The organism is Lentzea sp. NPDC020367 (assembly GCF_044387305.1).
GTDB lineage: Bacteria > Actinomycetota > Actinomycetes > Mycobacteriales > Pseudonocardiaceae > Lentzea.
This window is the reverse complement of record NZ_JBIRVV010000028.1, coordinates 26,666-43,853: the sequence shown is the minus strand read 5'-3', so window position 1 is coordinate 43,853 and position 17,188 is coordinate 26,666. Positions and strand designations below refer to the sequence as shown.

The window sequence follows — 17,188 nt, the reverse complement described above, 5'->3', positions numbered from 1 at the left end:
GCAAATGCGACGCCCGTAGATCAACACCAAACGACCCGTAGTCACCCGATTGTGTCAAGCAGGGCTCCTTTTCGGGGTGTTCACTCCGTGCGTTCGCCGTGCACGGAAAGCAACCATCAAGGTCGAGATCACACGAATTGCCTTCCATCGGTCGTGGCTACTTCGATCACGCTTCGTTAACCTTCTCGTTCGTGTCCTCACGAGTAGCCGTCGTCACCGACTCGACCGCGTCGCTTCCGGCCCGTCTGGCGGACAGGTTCAACATCATCACGGTCCCGATGCAGCTCAAGATCGGGTCGGAACTGATCGACGAGGCATACGTGCCGACCGACAGGCTGCTGCAGGCGATGGAGGCGCAGATCCCGATCACGACGCAGCCGCCGGCGCCGGACGCGTTCTTCTGGGCCTACCAGGACGCGTGGGCGAAGGGCGCGGAGACGATCGTCTCGGTGCACGTGACGCCGAAGCTCTCCCCCGCGACGGACGCGGCGAAGGTGGCCGCGGCCAAGTCGCGCGTGCCGGTGTTCATCGTGGACTCGCACTCGTCGGGCATGACGCTCGGATTCGCGGCGCTCGCGGCCGCGCGGATCGTGCAGAGCGGCGGCAACGTCCAGAACGCGCGCAACGTCGCCGAGCAGCGCGGCCGCGACGCCAACGTGCTGATCTACGTCGACACGCTGCACTACCTGCGCCAGGCGGGCAGGGTCAGCGCGGCGGCGAAGCTCTTCGGCGACGCGCTCTCGGTGAAGCCGCTGCTCACGGTGGTGAACGGCGAGGTGGAGCCGTTCGACAAGGTCGTCGGCCGCGACCGGGCGCTGGTGAAGCTCGTGGACAAGGCCGTGGCGATGGCTTACGGACGCAACGTGGACCTCGCGGTCGAGCACTTCGCGGCCGAGAAGGAGGGCCACGAGCTGCTCGAGATGCTGCAGAAGCGGATCCCGCACGCCCGCGACGTGGTCCTGACGCAGGTCAGCGCGGCGATCGGGGCGAACGTGGGACCGGGAGCGCTGGCCGTCACCGTCTCGCCGTTCTGATCAGAGCTCGGCGACTTCCTCCGCCAGGAGCAGCCCCGGGTCGAACCCGAGCGGCGCGAGGTGGCCGGCGAGCTCCAGTGAGAGCACGCCCTGCAGGCGCGTCCAGAAGGCCAGCGCGCGGTGCACCGTCGGCGACGACGCGGGCAGGGCGCCCGCCCAGCCCCGGCTCATGCCCAGGACGAGGTCGAACGGGGTCTTCGGCTGCTCGTCCGGTTCGCCCGCGCAGACCTCCAGCAACACCGTCAGGATCTCGTCCGAGATCGCGGTGACGTCGTCGGGCGCGTGATAGCCGGGCACTGGCGTGCCGTAGATGAGCAGGTACCGCTGCGGGTCGCTCAGCGCCCACTCCCTGATGACCGCGGCGAGCGCCACCGGGGTGGTGCCGGCCGCGTGGGCGGCGCGGACGGCGTCGGCGAGGCTGCGGTAAGCGTCCCGGATGAGCGCGGTGATCAGCTCGTCGCGACCGGCGAAGTACCGGTACAGCGCGGGCCCGCTCATGCCCATCTCCTTGGCGATGGCGTTGAGCGACAACGCCGTCACCCCGGCCGTGGCGATCTGCTCCCACGCGTGCCGCTTGACCTCGTCGCGCACCTGGGCCCGGTAGCGCTCTCGAGGGTTCCCTGCCGGCTCCGTCATGGTTAGACCCTCTCACATTCGTTATTGACAGTCACGCAGGCTTCAGCTTAGCTTCTGCATGTCGCAAGAGTTAGAGCTTCTAACTACCGCGACTGCCACTAACGAACCCAAGGGGAAGTCCCATGACCCGCACCCGCACCGCCCTGACCGCCCTCTCGCTCAGCGCCGGCCTGCTCGCCATCACCGCGTGCCAGAGCGCGCCGACCAGCGCTCCGGCACCGACCAGCAGCGCCGTCCCGACGGGTTCGGTGACCTGCGAGGGCCAGGGCATCAACCCCGCCGCCCAGTTGCACCACCGCACCGAGACCCGCGTCAACGCGCCTCTGGACACGGTCTGGAAGGTGCAGACCGAGGTGGAGGGCTGGCCCACCTGGCAGAAGGCCGTCACCACCGCGAAGAGGCTGGACCAGGGCGAGCTGAAGGCGGGTTCGAAGTTCGAGTGGACGACCCCGGCGCCCGCGACGCCGGTCTCGCCCGCCACCACGCTGAACATCACCTCGACCGTGCTCGGGGTGAAGACCGGCGAGTGCGTGCGCTGGAGCGGGCCCGCGGTCGGCCAGGGCCTGGGCATCGACGAGGGCGTCCACGTCTGGACCTTCACCGAGGTCGACGGCGGCGTCCTGGTCCGCACCGAGGAGAGCTGGACCGGTGCCCAGCTGGAGGCCGACCCGGCCACCGCCATCAAGGTCCTGGCCCCCGGCCTCGACTTCTGGCTGGCCGACCTCAAGGCCGCCGCCGAAGCCCGTCCCGCCCAGAAGTGACGTTCAGAACTGACGTCCAGAAACCCGAACCTCAGAAGGAGAAGATCATGTCCACCGACACCCGCGCCTCCGTCCACCCGTCGAAGTCCGTCCTCGTCGCGGCCTGGGCCGTGCCCGTCATGGTGATCGGCAAGTTCGGCCTGCTGTCCGGGATCCCGATCGCCGTCGTGCTCGTCGCGAGCCTGCGCAAAGGCCGTTCCAAGGCGCTGCGCTTGTGGTCAGGAGCCCTGACGCTGGCCTATGCCACCCCGTTGACGATGTGGTTGGCCGGGCCGAGCGAGGCACCGAGCCTGTCCAAGTACATGGACACCACGACGACGGCGGCACTCGCCGCGGCGGGCGTCGCGACCGCGATCGCGCACCAGGTAGTTCGCAGGCGGTCTACTGGCAAGTAACCTGGCGGGCGTGACCCTCCCCCTGACCGGCGAACGCACCGTGCCCGGTATCGCGGAAGAGAACTACTGGTTCCGCCGGCACGAGGCGGCCTACCTCCACCTCATCGGACACTGCGTGGACGCCGTCGTGCTGGAGGCGGGCTGCGGTGAGGGCTACGGCGCCCAGCTGATCCGCACGGTCGCGCGCCGGGTGATCGCGCTCGACTACGACGAGCTGACGTCGCAGCACGTGGCGCGGGCATACCCGCAGCTCAACGTGCTCCGCGGGAACCTCGCGACCCTCCCGTTGCGCGACGGCAGCGTCGACGTGGTGGCGAACCTGCAGGTCATCGAGCACCTGTGGGACCAGGAAGGGTTTCTCGCGGAGTGCCTGCGGGTGCTGCGTCCCGGTGGCAGGCTGATCGTCACGACGCCGAACAGGCTGACGTTCTCCCCCGGCCAGGACACGCCGCTGAACCCGTTCCACACCAGGGAACTCGCACCGTCCGAACTGGACGAGATGCTGCGTGAAGCTGGTTTCCGCGTTGACGAACTGACGGGACTGCGTCACGGACCGAGGCTTGACACGCTCCTGAACGGACAGATCATCAACGCACAGGTCGAAGTCGCCCTGTCCGGTGCGCCGTGGCCGGTCGAGCTCAAGGAGGCTGTGGAGTCGGTGACGGTGGAGGACTTCGACATCACCCCTGACGACATGGACGCCTGCCTCGATCTCGTGGCCGTGGCGGTGCGCGCGTGACGTCGAGCAACACTCCCAAGGCTTCCGAGGGCACGTTCTGCCTCGTCCTGCACAGCCATCTGCCGTGGCTCGCGCACCACGGCGCGTGGCCGGTCGGCGAGGAGTGGCTCTACCAGGCGTGGGCGCACTCGTACCTGCCCATCGTGGACATGCTGCGCCGGTTCGCCGACGAGGGCCGTTCCGACGTCCTGACGCTCGGAGTCACCCCGATCCTGGCCGCGCAGCTGGACGATCCGTACTGCCTGCGCGGCATGCACGACTGGCTCGGCAACTGGCACCTGCGCTCGCACTACGCCGGGGAACGGCTGCGGGAGCTGTCGGCGTACGAGCACCGTGCGTCGTCCTGGGCGCTGGACAGATTTGAAGGCCAATGGCGGCACGGGTTCTCACCCGTTCTCCGGTCCCTTGTGGACTCTTCGACGATCGAGCTGCTCGGCGGGCCCGCCACGCATCCCTTCCAGCCGTTGCTCGATCCGCGGGTGCGGGCGTTCGCGCTGCGGACCGGTTTGGCCGACACGGCGCTGCGCGTCGGCCGTGCGCCGGAAGGGATCTGGGCGCCGGAGTGCGGTTACTCGCCCGGCATGGAGGCGGGATACGCGGCGGCGGGCGTGCGGCGGTTCATGGTCGACGGACCCGCGCTGCACGGCGACACGTCGTCGGCGCATCCCGTCGGTTCGTCGGACGTGCTGGCGTTCGGGCGTGATCTGGAGGTCTCGTACCGCGTCTGGTCGCCGAAGGTCGGCTATCCGGGCGATGCCGCGTACCGGGATTTTCACACCTACGATCACCCGACGGGCCTCAAGCCGTCGCGCGTGACGGGCAAGAACGTGGCGCCGGAGGACAAGCGGCCGTACGACCCGTTATTGGCGCGCGAGGCTCTCGACCGGCACGTGGCCGATTTCGTGGAAACGGTCGTGCGGCGGTTGCGCGCGATCGACGGTGGTCTTGTCGTGGCGGCCTACGACACCGAGTTGTACGGGCACTGGTGGCACGAAGGTCCCTTGTGGCTCGAAGCCGTGCTGCGCGCGTTGCCGGAAGCAGGCGTGCGCGTGACGACGTTGCGGGGCGCCGTCGAGGCCGGGCACGTGGGCGCGCCGGTCGAGCTGCCGGCGTCGTCGTGGGGCAGCGGCAAGGACTGGCGCGTGTGGGACGGCGCGCAGGTGTCGGACATCGTGTCGCTGAACGAGTCGGTGCAGAAGGAACTGCTGGGACTGGACTTCTCCTCCGACGTCCGGAATCCGGTGCTGGACCAGGCGGTGCGCGAGGCGCTGCTGGCGTTGTCGAGCGACTGGGCCTTCATGGTCACCAAGGACTCGGCCGCCGACTACGCCCGCTACCGCGCGAAGATTCACAGCGACCGTTTCAGCGAGCTCGCGGCGTTGACGCGGAACGGTCGCGGACAGGCGAGAGCAACGGAGCTCCGCGCGGCAGACGGCCCGTTCGGGCACCTGGACGCGCGAGGAATGGGGTAGCGGGATGCGCGTGCTGATGTTGTCGTGGGAGTACCCGCCGGTGGTCGTCGGCGGGCTGGGCAGGCACGTCCACGCGCTCGCGACACAGCTGGCCGCGCAGGGGCACGACGTCGTCGTGCTGTGCCGCCAACCTTCCGGCACCGATGCGATCACGCATCCCACCGTGGACGTGGTGAGCGAGGGCGTGCGGCTGGTCCGCGTCGCCGAGGATCCCGCGCACTTCGTGTTCGAGAAGGACCTGTTGGCGTGGACGCTGGCGATGGGTCACGCGATGACGCGTGCCGGGCTGGCGTTGGACTCGTGGCGTCCCGACGTCGTGCACGCGCACGACTGGTTGGTCGCGCATCCGGCCGTGGCGCTCGCCGAGGCGTTCGGCGTGCCATTGGTGGCGACGATCCACGCGACCGAGGCCGGGCGGCACTCCGGCTGGCTCTCGCACCCGTTGAACCAGCAGGTGCACTCGGTGGAGTGGTGGCTGGCGAACCGCGCCGACTCGCTGATCACCTGCTCGTCGGCGATGCGCGGCGAGGTCGCGCATCTGTTCGAAGTGGACACCGCCGACGTTTCCGTGCTGCACAACGGCATCGAGCCGGGCGGCTGGAAGGTGCGCGCGAAGGACGTCGGCGCCGCTCGCCGCACGTACTCGCCGCACGGCGATCCGCTGTTGCTCTTCTTCGGCCGGATCGAGTGGGAGAAGGGCATCCAGGACCTGATCGCGGCCCTCCCCCGGATCCGCCGTTTCCACCGGGGCACAAGGGTTGTGGTGGCCGGTGGCGGTTCGCAGACCGAGTGGCTGCAGGACCAGGCGCGCAAGCACCGCGTGCTGCGGGCCGTGGAGTTCGTCGGCCATCTGTCCGACAGGTCTCTGGCGGCGTTGCTCACAGCGGCCGACGCCGTCGTGCTGCCCTCCCGCTACGAACCTTTCGGCATCGTGGCACTGGAAGCGGCGGCCGCCGGCACGCCTCTGGTCGCGTCGACCGCCGGCGGGCTCGGCGAGGTCGTGCTGGACGGGGTGACCGGGCTGTCGTTCACCCCCGGTGACGTGGACGGACTCACCCGCGCCGTCCGTGACGTGCTGTCGGACCCCGCCTCGGCCGCCTCCCGGGCCCGCGCCGCGAAAGCGCGTCTGGTCTCCGACTTCAACTGGGCCACGATCGCCACCGACACGGCTTCGGTCTACGCCAGGGCTTTGGTGCGCGAACCACGCGTCCTGGGCCGCCCCAAGATCGCTACGGGCAATCTGTTCACCTAGGTCCGCTACAGTCGCCGGTCCCGTTAACAACAGGTGACCGAGGACTGAATGAAATACCAACGCTTCGTGGCGCTCGGGGACAGCTGCACCGAGGGCCTGGACGACCTGCTTCCCGACGGCCGCTACCGGGGCTGGGCGGACCGAGTCGCGTCCGCACTGGACGCGCCGGGCTTCCGCTACGCCAATCTCGGCGTGCGCGGCCGCCGTCTTGACCAGATGCTGGTGGAGCAGGTCCCGTCCGCGGCGGCGTTGGAGCCCGACCTCGTCGTGCTCTTCGGCGGCGGCAACGACGTGATGTCCAACGCGACCCTGGACCAGATCGCCGAACGGGCAGACGCGATGGTGCGCGCCGTGACGTCGTTCGCGCCAACAGTCGCCGTCTTCACGTTGAGCGACATCTCGCACCGCATGCCGTTCGGCCGACGCATGCGCCCACGCATCGAGACCCTGAACGCCGCCATGCGCGCCGCGGCGAACCGCTACGGCGCTGTGCTGGTCGACGTGGAGGCCGACGAGTGCGTGCACGACTCACGCTACTTCGGCCCAGACCGCCTGCACCTGTCGTCGTTGGGGCACAGGCGGTTGGCCGGTCACGTGCTGTCGGCGCTGGACATCGCGTTCGATGAATCCTGGCTGACGCCGCTGGAGGGCACGGCCGCGAGCGCTTCCGTTCTCGATCACTGGCGGTGGCTGCGCGACCAGGTGCTGCCGGTGGCCTACACGCGGACGCGCAACAAGCTCATCGGGCGGCAGCCGGGAGACGGCTTCGTGCCTAAGCGCCCGCAGCTCGCGCCGCTGACCTGGCAGCGGCACGCAACTCGCTGACCGTCAGGCGGACGCGTCCTCAGCCCGCTTGGCCAGAGCGTCCTTGGCCTTGCGGGCCATGTCCGCGATGTCCGCCCGCCGCTGAGCATCAGCCTCGTAGTCGGCTCGCCGATCCCGCACGACCCGAGCCGGCATCCCGACCGCGATCTTGAAGTCCGGCACGTCCCCGCGCACCACAGCATGCGCGCCCAGCACACATCCGCGCCCAACCCGAGTGCCGCGCAGCACGGTCACCTTGGCCCCGAGCCAGCAGTCCGGCCCGATGCGCACCGGCGACTTCACGATGCCCTGGTCCTTGATCGGCAGCGTGATGTCCTCGACCTTGTGGTCGAAGTCGCAGATGTAGACCCAGTCCGCGACCAGCGAGGACGCGCCGATCTCGATGTCGAGGTAGCAGTTGACCGTGTTGTCCTTGCCGAACACGACCTTGTCGCCGATGCGCAGCGACCCCTCGTGGCAGCGGATGGCGTTGCCGTCGCCGATGTGCACCCAGCGGCCGATCTCCAGGCGGCCGAAGCCGGGGCGGGCCATGACCTCGACGCGCTTGCCGAAGAACACCATGCCGCGCAGCACCACGTGCGGGTTGAGCAGGCGGAACTTCAGCAGCCGGTAGTACCGCACGATGTACCAGGGGGTGTAGGCGCGGTGGCGCAGGACCCAGCGCAGGGAGGCCATCGTGAGGAACCGCGCCTGCATCGGGTCACGGCGCGACCTGCGCCAGCGAGTCCAGACGGGTGCGCCCCACATCGATGTCATGGACGAAGACTCTAACTTCGGGCGGCCGGCGTGCTGGACACGGTTCTAAAGTGGCCTCGACGAACGCGAGGTGCGACATGTGGGCGGTCATCGGCGTCTGGGACATCAGCCCCGAGGCGATCGACGCGTTGCGGGCGCAGGTGCCGCTGATGGCGTCGAGCAAGGTCGGGTTGCCCGGGTTCGTGCACGGCACGTGGACGCTCGACGGGCACATGATCCAGGTGTACGACAACGAGGCGGACGCGCGCCGCTACCACCAGGACATGCTCGACCAAGGTGCGACGGAACCGCCTGGTGTCCGCTGTGTCGTGTGGGACGTGTCCGGGGTCGGCGCCGAGTCTCAGGCACCCTAGGGGCATGGCGATTCCTCTCATCATCGACACCGACCCCGGCGTCGACGACGCGTTCGCGATCGCGCTCGCGGCCCGCAGTCCCGAGGTCGAGCTGAAAGGCCTCACCACGGTCTTCGGCAACGTCGGGCTCGACCTCACCACGGCCAACGCGTTGCGCCTGCTCGCCCACCTCGGCCGCACCGACGTGCCGGTGGTCAGGGGCTTCGGCGGGCCTGGCGGTGCGGCGGACGTGCACGGCGAGGACGGGCTTGGTGGGCAGGCGCTCACCTTGCCGGAGAACCCCGAGGGCGTCCGGAGCGAGGACGTCGTCCAGTTCTTCGCGGACAACGTCGGGCCGGACACCGTGGTCGCGGCCATCGGGCCGCTGACGAACATCGCTCACGCGCTCGAAGCCGGCATCGAGTTCCCTCGGCTGATCGTCATGGGTGGCGGGCTCGGCCTCGGCAACATGACCGCGCGTGCCGAGTTCAACTTCTGGGCGGACGCCAAGGCCGCGCGGACGGTCATCCGCACGGGCAACCCGATCGTCGTGCCGCTCAACCTGACGCAGCGGTGCATCGCGGACACCGAGTTCCTCGCGAACGTCGACCCCGTGCTGAGCAACCTCACCGGCACCTACCGGGCCTACCTCGCGCGGCATTCCGAGCAGAACATGTCCGGGCGCGAGGAGGGCATCCTGATCCACGACGCCGTCGCCGTGGCGGAGGCGATCGTGCCCGGCACTCTGCACCTGAGGACGCACGGCCTCGACATCGACGACGAGGGCGCGCTGGTCGAGGGAAAGCACCAGGTAGAGGTCGCGGAAGACTGCGATTGGCCCGCGCTGAGGGCCTTCATGGAGCAGCGCTTGTCCGTTTGACGACAACTTCACGTCGCTGTCTGGGGTTGGGCGGGCACGGAAAGTAGGGTCCGCGACCATGCAGCGAAGAGTCCTCACGACAGCTGCGGTAGCGGTGGCCATGACGTTCGGAGTGGTCCCTGCCTCCGCTCAGCCCCAGATTCAGGTGGTGCCGGATCCGGCGGCACACGTGAACCCGTTCATCGGCACGACCAACCTCGGGAACACCTTTCCCGGCGCGGTCGTGCCGTTCGGCATGTTCTCCTTCAGCCCGGAAGCCAGTCGCGGCAACACCCTGCGCGCCGCGGCTCCCGGCGGTTACCGGTACGACGCCACGAAGATCCGCGGCTTCAGCCTCACCCACATGTCCGGGACCGGCTGCGCGGGCGGAAGCGGTGACATCCCGATCTTCCCGCACGTCGGGGCCGTCACCACGTCGCCGACCACGGACGCGACCGACGCGGTCTACGCCAGCGAGTTCGCGCACGCGGACGAGGTGGCCAAGCCCGGCCGCTACGACGTGACCCTGAAGTCCGGCGCCAAGGCCGAGCTGTCCGCCACCGAACGCACCGGTGCCGCGCGGTTCAGCTTCCCCGCCGACAAGCCGGCGACGGTGCTGATCAACACGTCCAAGTCGCAGGTCGGGTCGTCGGACGCCCAGACGGTGATCGACAAGGACAAGCGGACCATCACCGGCAGCGTCACGAGCGGCAACTTCTGCGGCTACATCAACCAGGTCGGCCGCCGCAGCTACTACACGCTGCACTTCGTGGCGGAGTTCGACCAGGATTTCGCCGAGGTCGGCACGTACCAGGACAACGTTGTCACGGCCGGAAGCACGTCCTCCAAGGGCGGCACGACGTACGGGACGAACGGCTGGCCGGTGCTCGGCAAGGGTTCCGGCGCCTACCTCGGCTTCGCGCCGGGTAGCCAGGTCGGCGTCAAGGTCGGCATCTCCTACGTCAGCCTGGACAACGCGAAGGCGAACCTCAAGGCCGAGAACAAGGGTCAGTCCATTGAGGACATGAGGGACAACGCGTACATCGCGTGGCAGAAGCAGCTCAAGCGCATCGAGGTCGGCGGCGGCTCCGATGACGAGCGGACGAAGTTCTACACCGCGCTGTACCACTCCCTGCTGCACCCCAACCTGTTCAGCGACGTCAACGGCGAGTACGCCGGGTTCGACGGCAAGACCCACAAGATCGACAAGAAACGGCAGAAGGCCCAGTACGGCACGTTCTCCGGCTGGGACATCTACCGCTCGCAGCTGCAGCTGCTCACCATGCTCGAACCGCAGATCGGCTCGGACATCGCGCAGTCGCTGCTCAACCAGTCCGAGCAGAACAACGGAGTGTGGGACCGCTGGACGCACAACGGCGGCGGCACGCACGTGATGAACGGCGACCCGGCACCGATCGCGCTGGCGGCCATCTCGGCGTTCGGCGGCAACGACTACGACGTCAAGGCGTCGCTGAAGTCGTTGGTGAAGGCCGCGACCGTGCCCACGGCGCTGGACCTGAGCAAGGACGGCTGGGCCGTGATGTCGGTCGGGCAGCGGCCGTCGCTCGACAAGTACCTGCAGAACAAGTACATGCCGTCCATCTCGAACGCGTGGGGCGGCGCGGCGGAGACGCTGGAGATCTCCGCGGCGGACTTCGCGATCAGCCAGCTCGCCGAACGCACCGGCGACAAGAAGGTCGCGAAGACGTTCGCCGAACGCGCGCAGTGGTGGCAGAACAACTTCGACCCGGTCGCCGACAGCGCCGGCGGTTACATCCGCAACCGCAACGCCGACGGCACGTGGGTCAAGGACTTCACGCCGGACACGGGCAACGGGTTCGTGGAGGGCAGCAGCGCCCAGTACACGTGGATGGTCACGCACAACGTCGCCGGCCTCGTCGACTCGCTGGGCGGCAAGGAACGCGCCAACAAGCGGCTGGACGACTTCTTCCACAACGCCGACGGCAGCTGGGCTCTGACGGGTCGCGGTGGCGCGAAGTCCGAACTGGACAACGAGCCGTCCGTGAACGTGCCGTGGCTCTACAACTACACGGGCCAGCCCGCCAAGGCGCAGGAGACGTTGCGCGAGACGATCGGCACGCTGTGGAAGAACGCCCCCGGCGGCATTCCCGGCAACGACGACCTCGGCGCGATGTCGTCGTGGTTCGTGTTCACCGCGATGGGCATCTACCCGCAGGTGCCGTCGCGCGCCGAGCTGGTGCTGAGCAGCCCGCTGTTCACGTCGGTGAAGATCAACCGCGGTGGCGGCAAGGACATCACGATCACCGCACCCCAGGCCAACGCCGCCACGAAGTACGTGCAGTCGTTGAAGGTCAACGGCAAGGCGTCCTCGAAGACGTGGCTGCCGGAGTCGTTCGTGGAACGCGGCGGCAAGCTGGACTTCGTGCTGGGCAAGACCGCTTCTTCCTGGGGCACCGGTGCTTCCGACGCCCCGCCGTCGTTCCGCGACGGCGAGAAGCCGATCAAGCACGACCAGCCGTACTTCCTGACCGTCGAACCGCGGCAGCTCGTGCTCGAGCCCGGCAAGTCGGTCACGGCGAAGGTCAACTCGGTCAAGCTCTACGACGGTGACCCGAAGGCGACCTACACGGTCACCGGCCCGGAGACGCTGAAGTTCACGCCCACCACCGGTGCCGTGCCTTCGGAGTTCACGGTCACGGCCGCACCCGATGCGGCACAAGGCTTCTACGACATCACCGTGACGGTGAACGTCGAGGGCGCGGCCAAGCCGGTCGTGCTGCCGCAGACGGTGAAGGTCGCGCCGGCGGGCAGCATGCTCGCCGCCGTGAACAACGTGGGCGCCTCCGCCGACGCGGACGGCGAGGGCGACTTCGACGGCGGCGGCTACAGCTACTCGCGGGAAGCGCTGGCCACGGCCGGTCTTCCGCCGGGCGGCACCGCGACCGTCGACGGCCTCACGTTCACGTGGCCGTCGTCGCCTCCCGGCCGTCCCGACAACGCGACCGCCAAGAAGCAAACGCTTGCCCTGTCCGGAACCAAGCTCGCCTTCGTCGGCTCCGCGGCCAACGGAGCGCGAACGAAGCCGGCCACGGTGACGTTCACGGACGGCACCACGGCGTCGGTGGACATCGGCTTCAGCGACTGGACGCTGGGCGGCGGCGGGGCGGCACCGAGCTACGGCAACGTGATCGTCGCGAACACGCCATACCGCAACACGCTGGGCGGCGGCAACGAGAAGGTCGCCACGCACATCTTCGCGACGAAGACGTACGTGGCTCCGGAGGGCAAGACGCTGGCGAGCGTCGTGCTGCCGGATGACGGCGACATGCACATCTTCGCCGTGGCACTGGGTTAGGCCATCCCGGTGGGTGCGGCTCGGTTCACCGGCTGAGCCGCCCCCACCGAGGGGATGATCCCGAAGTGACCGACATCGAGCAGCGGCTCATCAGGGCGGCCCGCGACGGCGAGTGGCTGGAGTGCGCCGAGCCCGGCACCGTGGTGCGGGCCGGGCTGATCCGGGAACTGCTGATGGGTCGCCGCGGCGAGCTCGATCCTGGCGGGGTGAAACTGCGCGGGGTTCGGATCGAGGGCACCCTCGACCTCGTCCGCGTGAAAGCTGTGGCGGGCTTGAGCTTCAGCGACTGCACGCTCGACGAACCCGTCATGGCCCGTTACGCGAGCTTGCCGGAACTGCACTTCTACGGCGGGAGTTGTGCGGGGATCCACGCGAACGGCCTCCAGCTCGACGGTGACCTGTTCCTGCGCGGCGGGATCCGGATCACCGGAGACGACCCCCGCGGCACGATCAGGCTTCTGGACGCCCGCATCGCGGGCGACGTCGAGTTCGCGGACGTGGAGATCACCAACACCGGCGGCGCCGCGCTGCACGCCGACGGGCTGAAGGCCGGCGGCAACCTGACCTTGCGAGGTGTGCGGATCGCCGGGTCCGGCCGCAGCGCGCTCAACCTCTTCGGCGCCCACGTCGCGGCGAACTTCAAGGTGACGGAGTCCGAGGTCACCAACGGCGCCGGGGCCGCGCTGGTCTTCGACAACATCACCGTCGGCGGCAACTTCTCCCTGCGGAAGGGCAACCGGATCACCGGGCACGGCGAAGAGGGTGCGGTCCGCCTCGTCAGCGCCCACATCTCAGGACATGTCGAGATGAGGGACACGGAGATCATCAACGCCGCGGGACCCGCGCTGGAGTCGAACGGGATCCAGGTCGGCGGGAACCTCCTGCTGCGGGACCGCCTCCTCCTCACCGGGCACGACGAGTTCGGTGCGGCCGACCTGGCCGGCGCCCGCATCGGAAACGCGCTCCAGTTCGCCGGCGCGACGGTGACGAACACGGCCGGTCCCGCTCTCCGGGCCGACCGCGCCCGCATCGGCGACTCGTTGATCATGATCGGCGCGAACAGGTTCTCCGCGGGCGGCGACGGCCCCGCGCTCAGCCTGATCGGCACCCACGTCGACGGCAGGTTCGGTTGTGCGGACGCGGTCGAACTGAGTTCGGGGTCGAACCTGGTGATGAACCTCCAGCACATGGTGGTGGGAGTGTCGACGAGGTTGCCGCACGCCGCACTGTGCCCCGCGCTCGGCCGCGGCCCGGCGTGCGAACACGACGGTCTCGTCCGCATCGACGACTTCTCCTACCCCGCCCTCGGATCGGGGTGGGACTGGGAACAGTGGCTGCACGTGATCCGCTGCCACACCCCGGCCTATCACGCTTCCGCCTACCAACGGCTCGCCGCTGTCGAACGGGCCGCCGGCCACGACGGGACGGTGCGCCGGATTCTCATGGCACAGCAGACGGATCTGCGTCGCCGCAGCCCTCAGTCGTTGGGCGGGACGTTGACGCGGTGGTTCCACTGGCTGTGGGGAGTGCTGGCCGGGTACGGATATCGGGCTCGCCGCACCGCCGCCGCCCTGCTGCTGGTGCTCGTCGCCGCCGGGGCGATCGGCTGGTGGGCCGGGCAGGTCGACACGCGTCCTGGACATCACGTCGCCGAACGGGTCACCACCCCGGGAGTTCCTTGTTCGACGGTCGAACTGGTCGGGCTCGGGCTTGATCGCGGGTTGCCGTTGGCCATGACCGGGATGCGGACGCGGTGCGATCTGGACACCGCGTCGCAGAAGGGACAGGCGTTCACGGCGGCCATCTGGCTGGTGCAGCTCGCCGTGTGGGGATTGGCGACGCTGGCGTTGGCCGGGTACACGAACCTGGTGCGCAAGCCCGGGTGACGTGGAATGTCGCGGTCTCCAGCGAGGCTGGTGCGGCGGCCAATAATCTTGGACCGTGTTCTCGGTTTCTGAGCGCGATCAGCTGCGCCGCGACCTCGTCAACGCCGCCGACGTCGATCCACGGGTGGTCGGGGCGGCGCTGACCGGGTCGGCCGCGGTGGGCAGGGAAGATCGCTGGTCCGACATCGACTTCGCGCTGTCGGTCGAGCGCGACCTGGACGCGGTGGTCGTCGACTGGACCGCGTTGATGTACGCGTGCGGCGCCGTCAGCCATCTCGACGTCCGGCGCGGCACGGTCCTGTTCCGCGTGTTCCTGATGCGGTCGACGTTGCAGGTGGACGTCGCGTTCTGGCCGTCGGACGAGTTCGGGGCGACCGGGCCGACGTTCAAGCTGCTGTTCGGTGAGACGAACGACCTGCCGCAGGCCGGGCAACCCGACCGGGACGAGCTCATCGGGCTTGCCTGGCTGTACGCGCTGCACGCGCGGTCGTCCATCGCACGTGGACGGTCGTGGCAGGCGGTCTACATGATCAACGGGATGCGCGACCACGTGATGTCGTTGTGGTGCCTGCGCGAAGACGTGAACGCGGTGCAGGGACGCGGGCTGGACGACCTGCAGAACGCCGGCGCGTTCACCGGGACGCTCGTGTTGTCCACGCATCCCGACGAACTGGCGCGGGCGTTCCACGTGCTGACCGGGCTGTTGCTCGGGGAGATCACTGAGCCGGAACTGCGCGAGGCCGTTCGGGCGTTGTCTCCCGCAGCAGCAAACCGGCCGTGAGCAGCACCAGCACGGCCGCCGAGCCGTGCACCATGAGCGCGTAGCCCACCGTGCCGCCGTGCGTGATCACGGCTAGACAGTCGCCGATCGGGATGATCGAGTCCGCCAGGATCACCCAGCCCAGCGCCCGCCGGTGGCCCATCAGCAACAGGATCAGGGCTGTCAGGGCGTACGCGACGTCGCGCACGCCCTTCACCACGTAGTAGCCGGTCGGGTCGACGATGCCGAAGCCCGACGCCGCGGCGTCGCCGTTCAGCAGGTAGCTGAGGCCGAAGTAGAAGCCGGCCAGCACGACGAGCCAACCCAGGATCGTGGTCAAACGCATTGCATCCTCCGCAAGAATCTAGCAGTGCTAGCGACAGGAGCGACGCTAACATTGCGAGCGCTCGCATGTCTAGCGGTGCTAGATTTTGCGGGTGAGCATTCAGAACCGGCGCGAGCGCGAACGCGCGGAGCGGCATCAGCTGATCATCGACGCGGCCCGCGAACTGGCGGAGGAGGAAGGCTGGGACGCGGTCACCACGCGCAGGCTCGCCGAGAAGGTCGAGTACAGCCAGCCGGTGCTCTACAGCCACTTCAAGGGCAAGGACGCGATCGTGCGCGCGGTCGCGATCGAGGGGTGCGGGGTGCTGGCCAGGCAGTTGCGCCAGGCCCGGCCGGTGCGCGGGCAGTCACGGCTGCGGGCGACAGCGGAGGCCTACCTGGCGTTCGCGAGGGAGAGGCCCGCGCTCTACGACGCGATGTTCGTGCAGCAGGTCGACCTGCCGTGGGGCACGGGCGAGGTGCCGCAGGAACTGCTCGACGCGTTCGCGGAGCTGGTGGCGGCGGTCGAGCCCATCAAGGGCGATCGGGATCTCGAGACGCTCACCGAGCTGTACTGGAGCACGCTGCACGGCTTCGCCACGCTCACGCACGGCAAGAGGCTGCGGCCGGAACACGACCAGGCGCGCCTCGACCTCGCGCTAAGTGCGCTCAGCCTCGGACAGCACGAAGACGGGCTTTGAGCCGATCCGGGTCAGTACGACCGTGGCCGACGCGGAACCGGAGAGCTTCAGCCGCTTGCGCAACGTGTTCGGGTCGACATCGAGGCCGCGCACCAGGATCTCCAGCCGGCCGACACCGCGCGTCTTCAGCAACGACTTGAGCGACTTCTCCGTGTAGTGCCCGTGTTCGAGCACGCGGAACGCGCGGATGCCCGGCGGTGGCTCGTCCCCGCTGAGGTACGCGATGCGTTCGTCGAGCTGCCACAACCCGTGCCGGGCCGCGTAGTGCCGCACCAGGCCGGCGCGCACGACCGCGCCGTCCGGATCGATGATCCACGTGCCGGGCGGGGCGACCGGGCAGTCGTCGGGTTCGGCGTCCGTCAGGGTCCACGACTCCGAGCCGTGCAGGACGGAGGCGCGGCGCGAAACCCCAGGCGTGGCAAGGCCTCGGGTCCACAGGCAGGCTTCCCGGACCGCGCCGTCCAGCGACACGACCTCGATCTCGGACGCCCACGGCGCGACGGCGAAGTCGATGCCGGGAGCGCACTTCACCGCGAGATCGACGCCCGAGTACACCTCGGACAGCTCGTCCAGCGGCGGCACGAAGTCCGAGGGATTCCACTTGCGACGGCCGGCGGAATCGCGGCGGGCCGGATCAGCGGTGACTGCACCGGCGCGAGACACCGGCCGCAAAGCGTCGGCCTGAACGACCAGTTGCCCCGGAACGTTGTTGCGCGCCATGGCAAGCCGCACCGGATCGAGGTCCGAGCCGACACAACGCGAGGCCACCGCGCTCAACGCGAAGAGATCCGCACCGACCGAACACGTCACGTCGTGCACGTCGCGACCAACGAACCGCAGAGCGCGATGACGAGCGACAGTCGACGCCGTGGCCTGCTGCAGAGCATCGTCCGTGAAGAGCCACGAACCAGCGGAGTCCAGTTTGGACACCGCACGACGCCGAAGCAGCACGGTTTCCACGACCGGAGCGAAGGACGAACCGAGAAGCTTCCGAGCTACTTCGACGTCCCGCAAACGGGAAGCGTCGGAAAAGGGCAACGCGTCCACCTCGGCCAACGCGGCGGTTCCGGCGGCGGAGCGCAGGAACGCCACGTCGGCAGAGGTGAACGCGTACCCCAA

General features: G+C 68.9%; 17 protein-coding genes. 13 read left to right on the top strand and 4 right to left on the bottom strand.

What is annotated here, in order from left to right:
* Window positions 1-191: 191 nt before the first annotated feature.
* The gene (locus ACH413_RS46405; RefSeq protein ID WP_360048750.1) at window positions 192-1,034 is read left to right on the top strand and encodes a DegV family protein; all 843 of its coding nucleotides are present in this window, start codon (window positions 192-194) and stop codon (window positions 1,032-1,034) included.
* Here ACH413_RS46405 and ACH413_RS46400 read toward each other — a convergent pair whose 3' ends face one another.
* Complete coding sequence (locus tag ACH413_RS46400) at window positions 1,035-1,670, bottom strand: TetR/AcrR family transcriptional regulator (protein WP_360048748.1); 636 nt, start codon at window positions 1,668-1,670, stop codon at window positions 1,035-1,037.
* Between the two features lie 122 nt (window positions 1,671-1,792).
* On the opposite strand from ACH413_RS46400, the gene ACH413_RS46395 reads away from it, so the two are divergent.
* From ACH413_RS46395 to ACH413_RS46370, 6 genes are read left to right on the top strand one after another with little or no spacing between them, the layout of a single operon-like run.
* Entirely contained in the window at window positions 1,793-2,431 is a 639-nt protein-coding gene (locus ACH413_RS46395; protein WP_360048747.1) for an SRPBCC family protein, read from the top strand.
* 47 nt (window positions 2,432-2,478) lie between these two features.
* Window positions 2,479-2,826: a hypothetical protein gene (locus ACH413_RS46390; RefSeq protein WP_360048746.1), complete on the top strand. Its 348-nt coding sequence runs from the start codon at window positions 2,479-2,481 to the stop codon at window positions 2,824-2,826.
* 10 nt (window positions 2,827-2,836) lie between these two features.
* A complete protein-coding gene (locus ACH413_RS46385) occupies window positions 2,837-3,565 on the top strand; it encodes a class I SAM-dependent methyltransferase (RefSeq protein WP_360048745.1) in 729 nt (242 codons plus the stop codon).
* The gene (locus tag ACH413_RS46380; RefSeq protein WP_360048743.1) at window positions 3,562-5,037 is read left to right on the top strand and encodes a glycoside hydrolase family 57 protein; all 1,476 of its coding nucleotides are present in this window, start codon (window positions 3,562-3,564) and stop codon (window positions 5,035-5,037) included. Before ACH413_RS46385 ends, ACH413_RS46380 begins: the two co-directional genes overlap by 4 nt.
* A 4-nt stretch (window positions 5,038-5,041) precedes the next feature.
* Window positions 5,042-6,289 carry a glycosyltransferase family 4 protein gene (locus tag ACH413_RS46375; protein WP_360048742.1) on the top strand — a complete coding sequence of 416 codons (1,248 nt, stop codon included), beginning with the start codon at window positions 5,042-5,044 and terminating at the stop codon, window positions 6,287-6,289.
* 48 nt (window positions 6,290-6,337) lie between these two features.
* On the top strand, window positions 6,338-7,114 hold the full coding sequence (locus ACH413_RS46370; RefSeq protein ID WP_360048740.1) for an SGNH/GDSL hydrolase family protein: 777 nt from the start codon (window positions 6,338-6,340) through the stop codon (window positions 7,112-7,114).
* 3 nt (window positions 7,115-7,117) lie between these two features.
* Here the strand turns inward: ACH413_RS46370 and ACH413_RS46365 are convergent, their stop codons facing one another.
* The gene (locus ACH413_RS46365; protein ID WP_360048738.1) at window positions 7,118-7,870 is read right to left on the bottom strand and encodes an acyltransferase; all 753 of its coding nucleotides are present in this window, start codon (window positions 7,868-7,870) and stop codon (window positions 7,118-7,120) included.
* 50 nt (window positions 7,871-7,920) lie between these two features.
* Between ACH413_RS46365 and ACH413_RS46360 the strand changes: the two genes are divergently transcribed.
* From ACH413_RS46360 to ACH413_RS46340, 5 genes are all read left to right on the top strand, one after another.
* Entirely contained in the window at window positions 7,921-8,223 is a 303-nt protein-coding gene (locus ACH413_RS46360) for a hypothetical protein (protein ID WP_360048737.1), read from the top strand.
* A gap of 4 nt (window positions 8,224-8,227) precedes the next feature.
* Window positions 8,228-9,082, top strand: a complete 855-nt coding sequence (locus tag ACH413_RS46355; protein WP_360048736.1) for a nucleoside hydrolase — start codon at window positions 8,228-8,230, stop codon at window positions 9,080-9,082.
* Between the two features lie 58 nt (window positions 9,083-9,140).
* The gene (locus tag ACH413_RS46350; RefSeq protein ID WP_360048735.1) at window positions 9,141-12,398 is read left to right on the top strand and encodes a GH92 family glycosyl hydrolase; all 3,258 of its coding nucleotides are present in this window, start codon (window positions 9,141-9,143) and stop codon (window positions 12,396-12,398) included.
* 65 nt (window positions 12,399-12,463) lie between these two features.
* Window positions 12,464-14,284, top strand: a complete 1,821-nt coding sequence (locus tag ACH413_RS46345) for a hypothetical protein (protein ID WP_360048733.1) — start codon at window positions 12,464-12,466, stop codon at window positions 14,282-14,284.
* Window positions 14,285-14,339: 55 nt separating this feature from the next.
* Entirely contained in the window at window positions 14,340-15,065 is a 726-nt protein-coding gene (locus ACH413_RS46340; protein ID WP_360048732.1) for a nucleotidyltransferase domain-containing protein, read from the top strand.
* Here ACH413_RS46340 and ACH413_RS46335 read toward each other — a convergent pair.
* Window positions 15,001-15,390 carry a DUF4267 domain-containing protein gene (locus tag ACH413_RS46335; protein WP_360048730.1) on the bottom strand — a complete coding sequence of 130 codons (390 nt, stop codon included), beginning with the start codon at window positions 15,388-15,390 and terminating at the stop codon, window positions 15,001-15,003. The two genes, ACH413_RS46340 and ACH413_RS46335, sit on opposite strands and share 65 nt — an antisense overlap.
* A 91-nt stretch (window positions 15,391-15,481) precedes the next feature.
* Between ACH413_RS46335 and ACH413_RS46330 the strand changes: the two genes are divergently transcribed.
* Entirely contained in the window at window positions 15,482-16,069 is a 588-nt protein-coding gene (locus tag ACH413_RS46330) for a TetR/AcrR family transcriptional regulator (protein ID WP_360048729.1), read from the top strand.
* Here the strand turns inward: ACH413_RS46330 and ACH413_RS46325 are convergent.
* The gene (locus tag ACH413_RS46325; RefSeq protein ID WP_360048728.1) at window positions 16,028-17,188 is read right to left on the bottom strand and encodes a class I SAM-dependent methyltransferase; all 1,161 of its coding nucleotides are present in this window, start codon (window positions 17,186-17,188) and stop codon (window positions 16,028-16,030) included. The two genes, ACH413_RS46330 and ACH413_RS46325, sit on opposite strands and share 42 nt — an antisense overlap.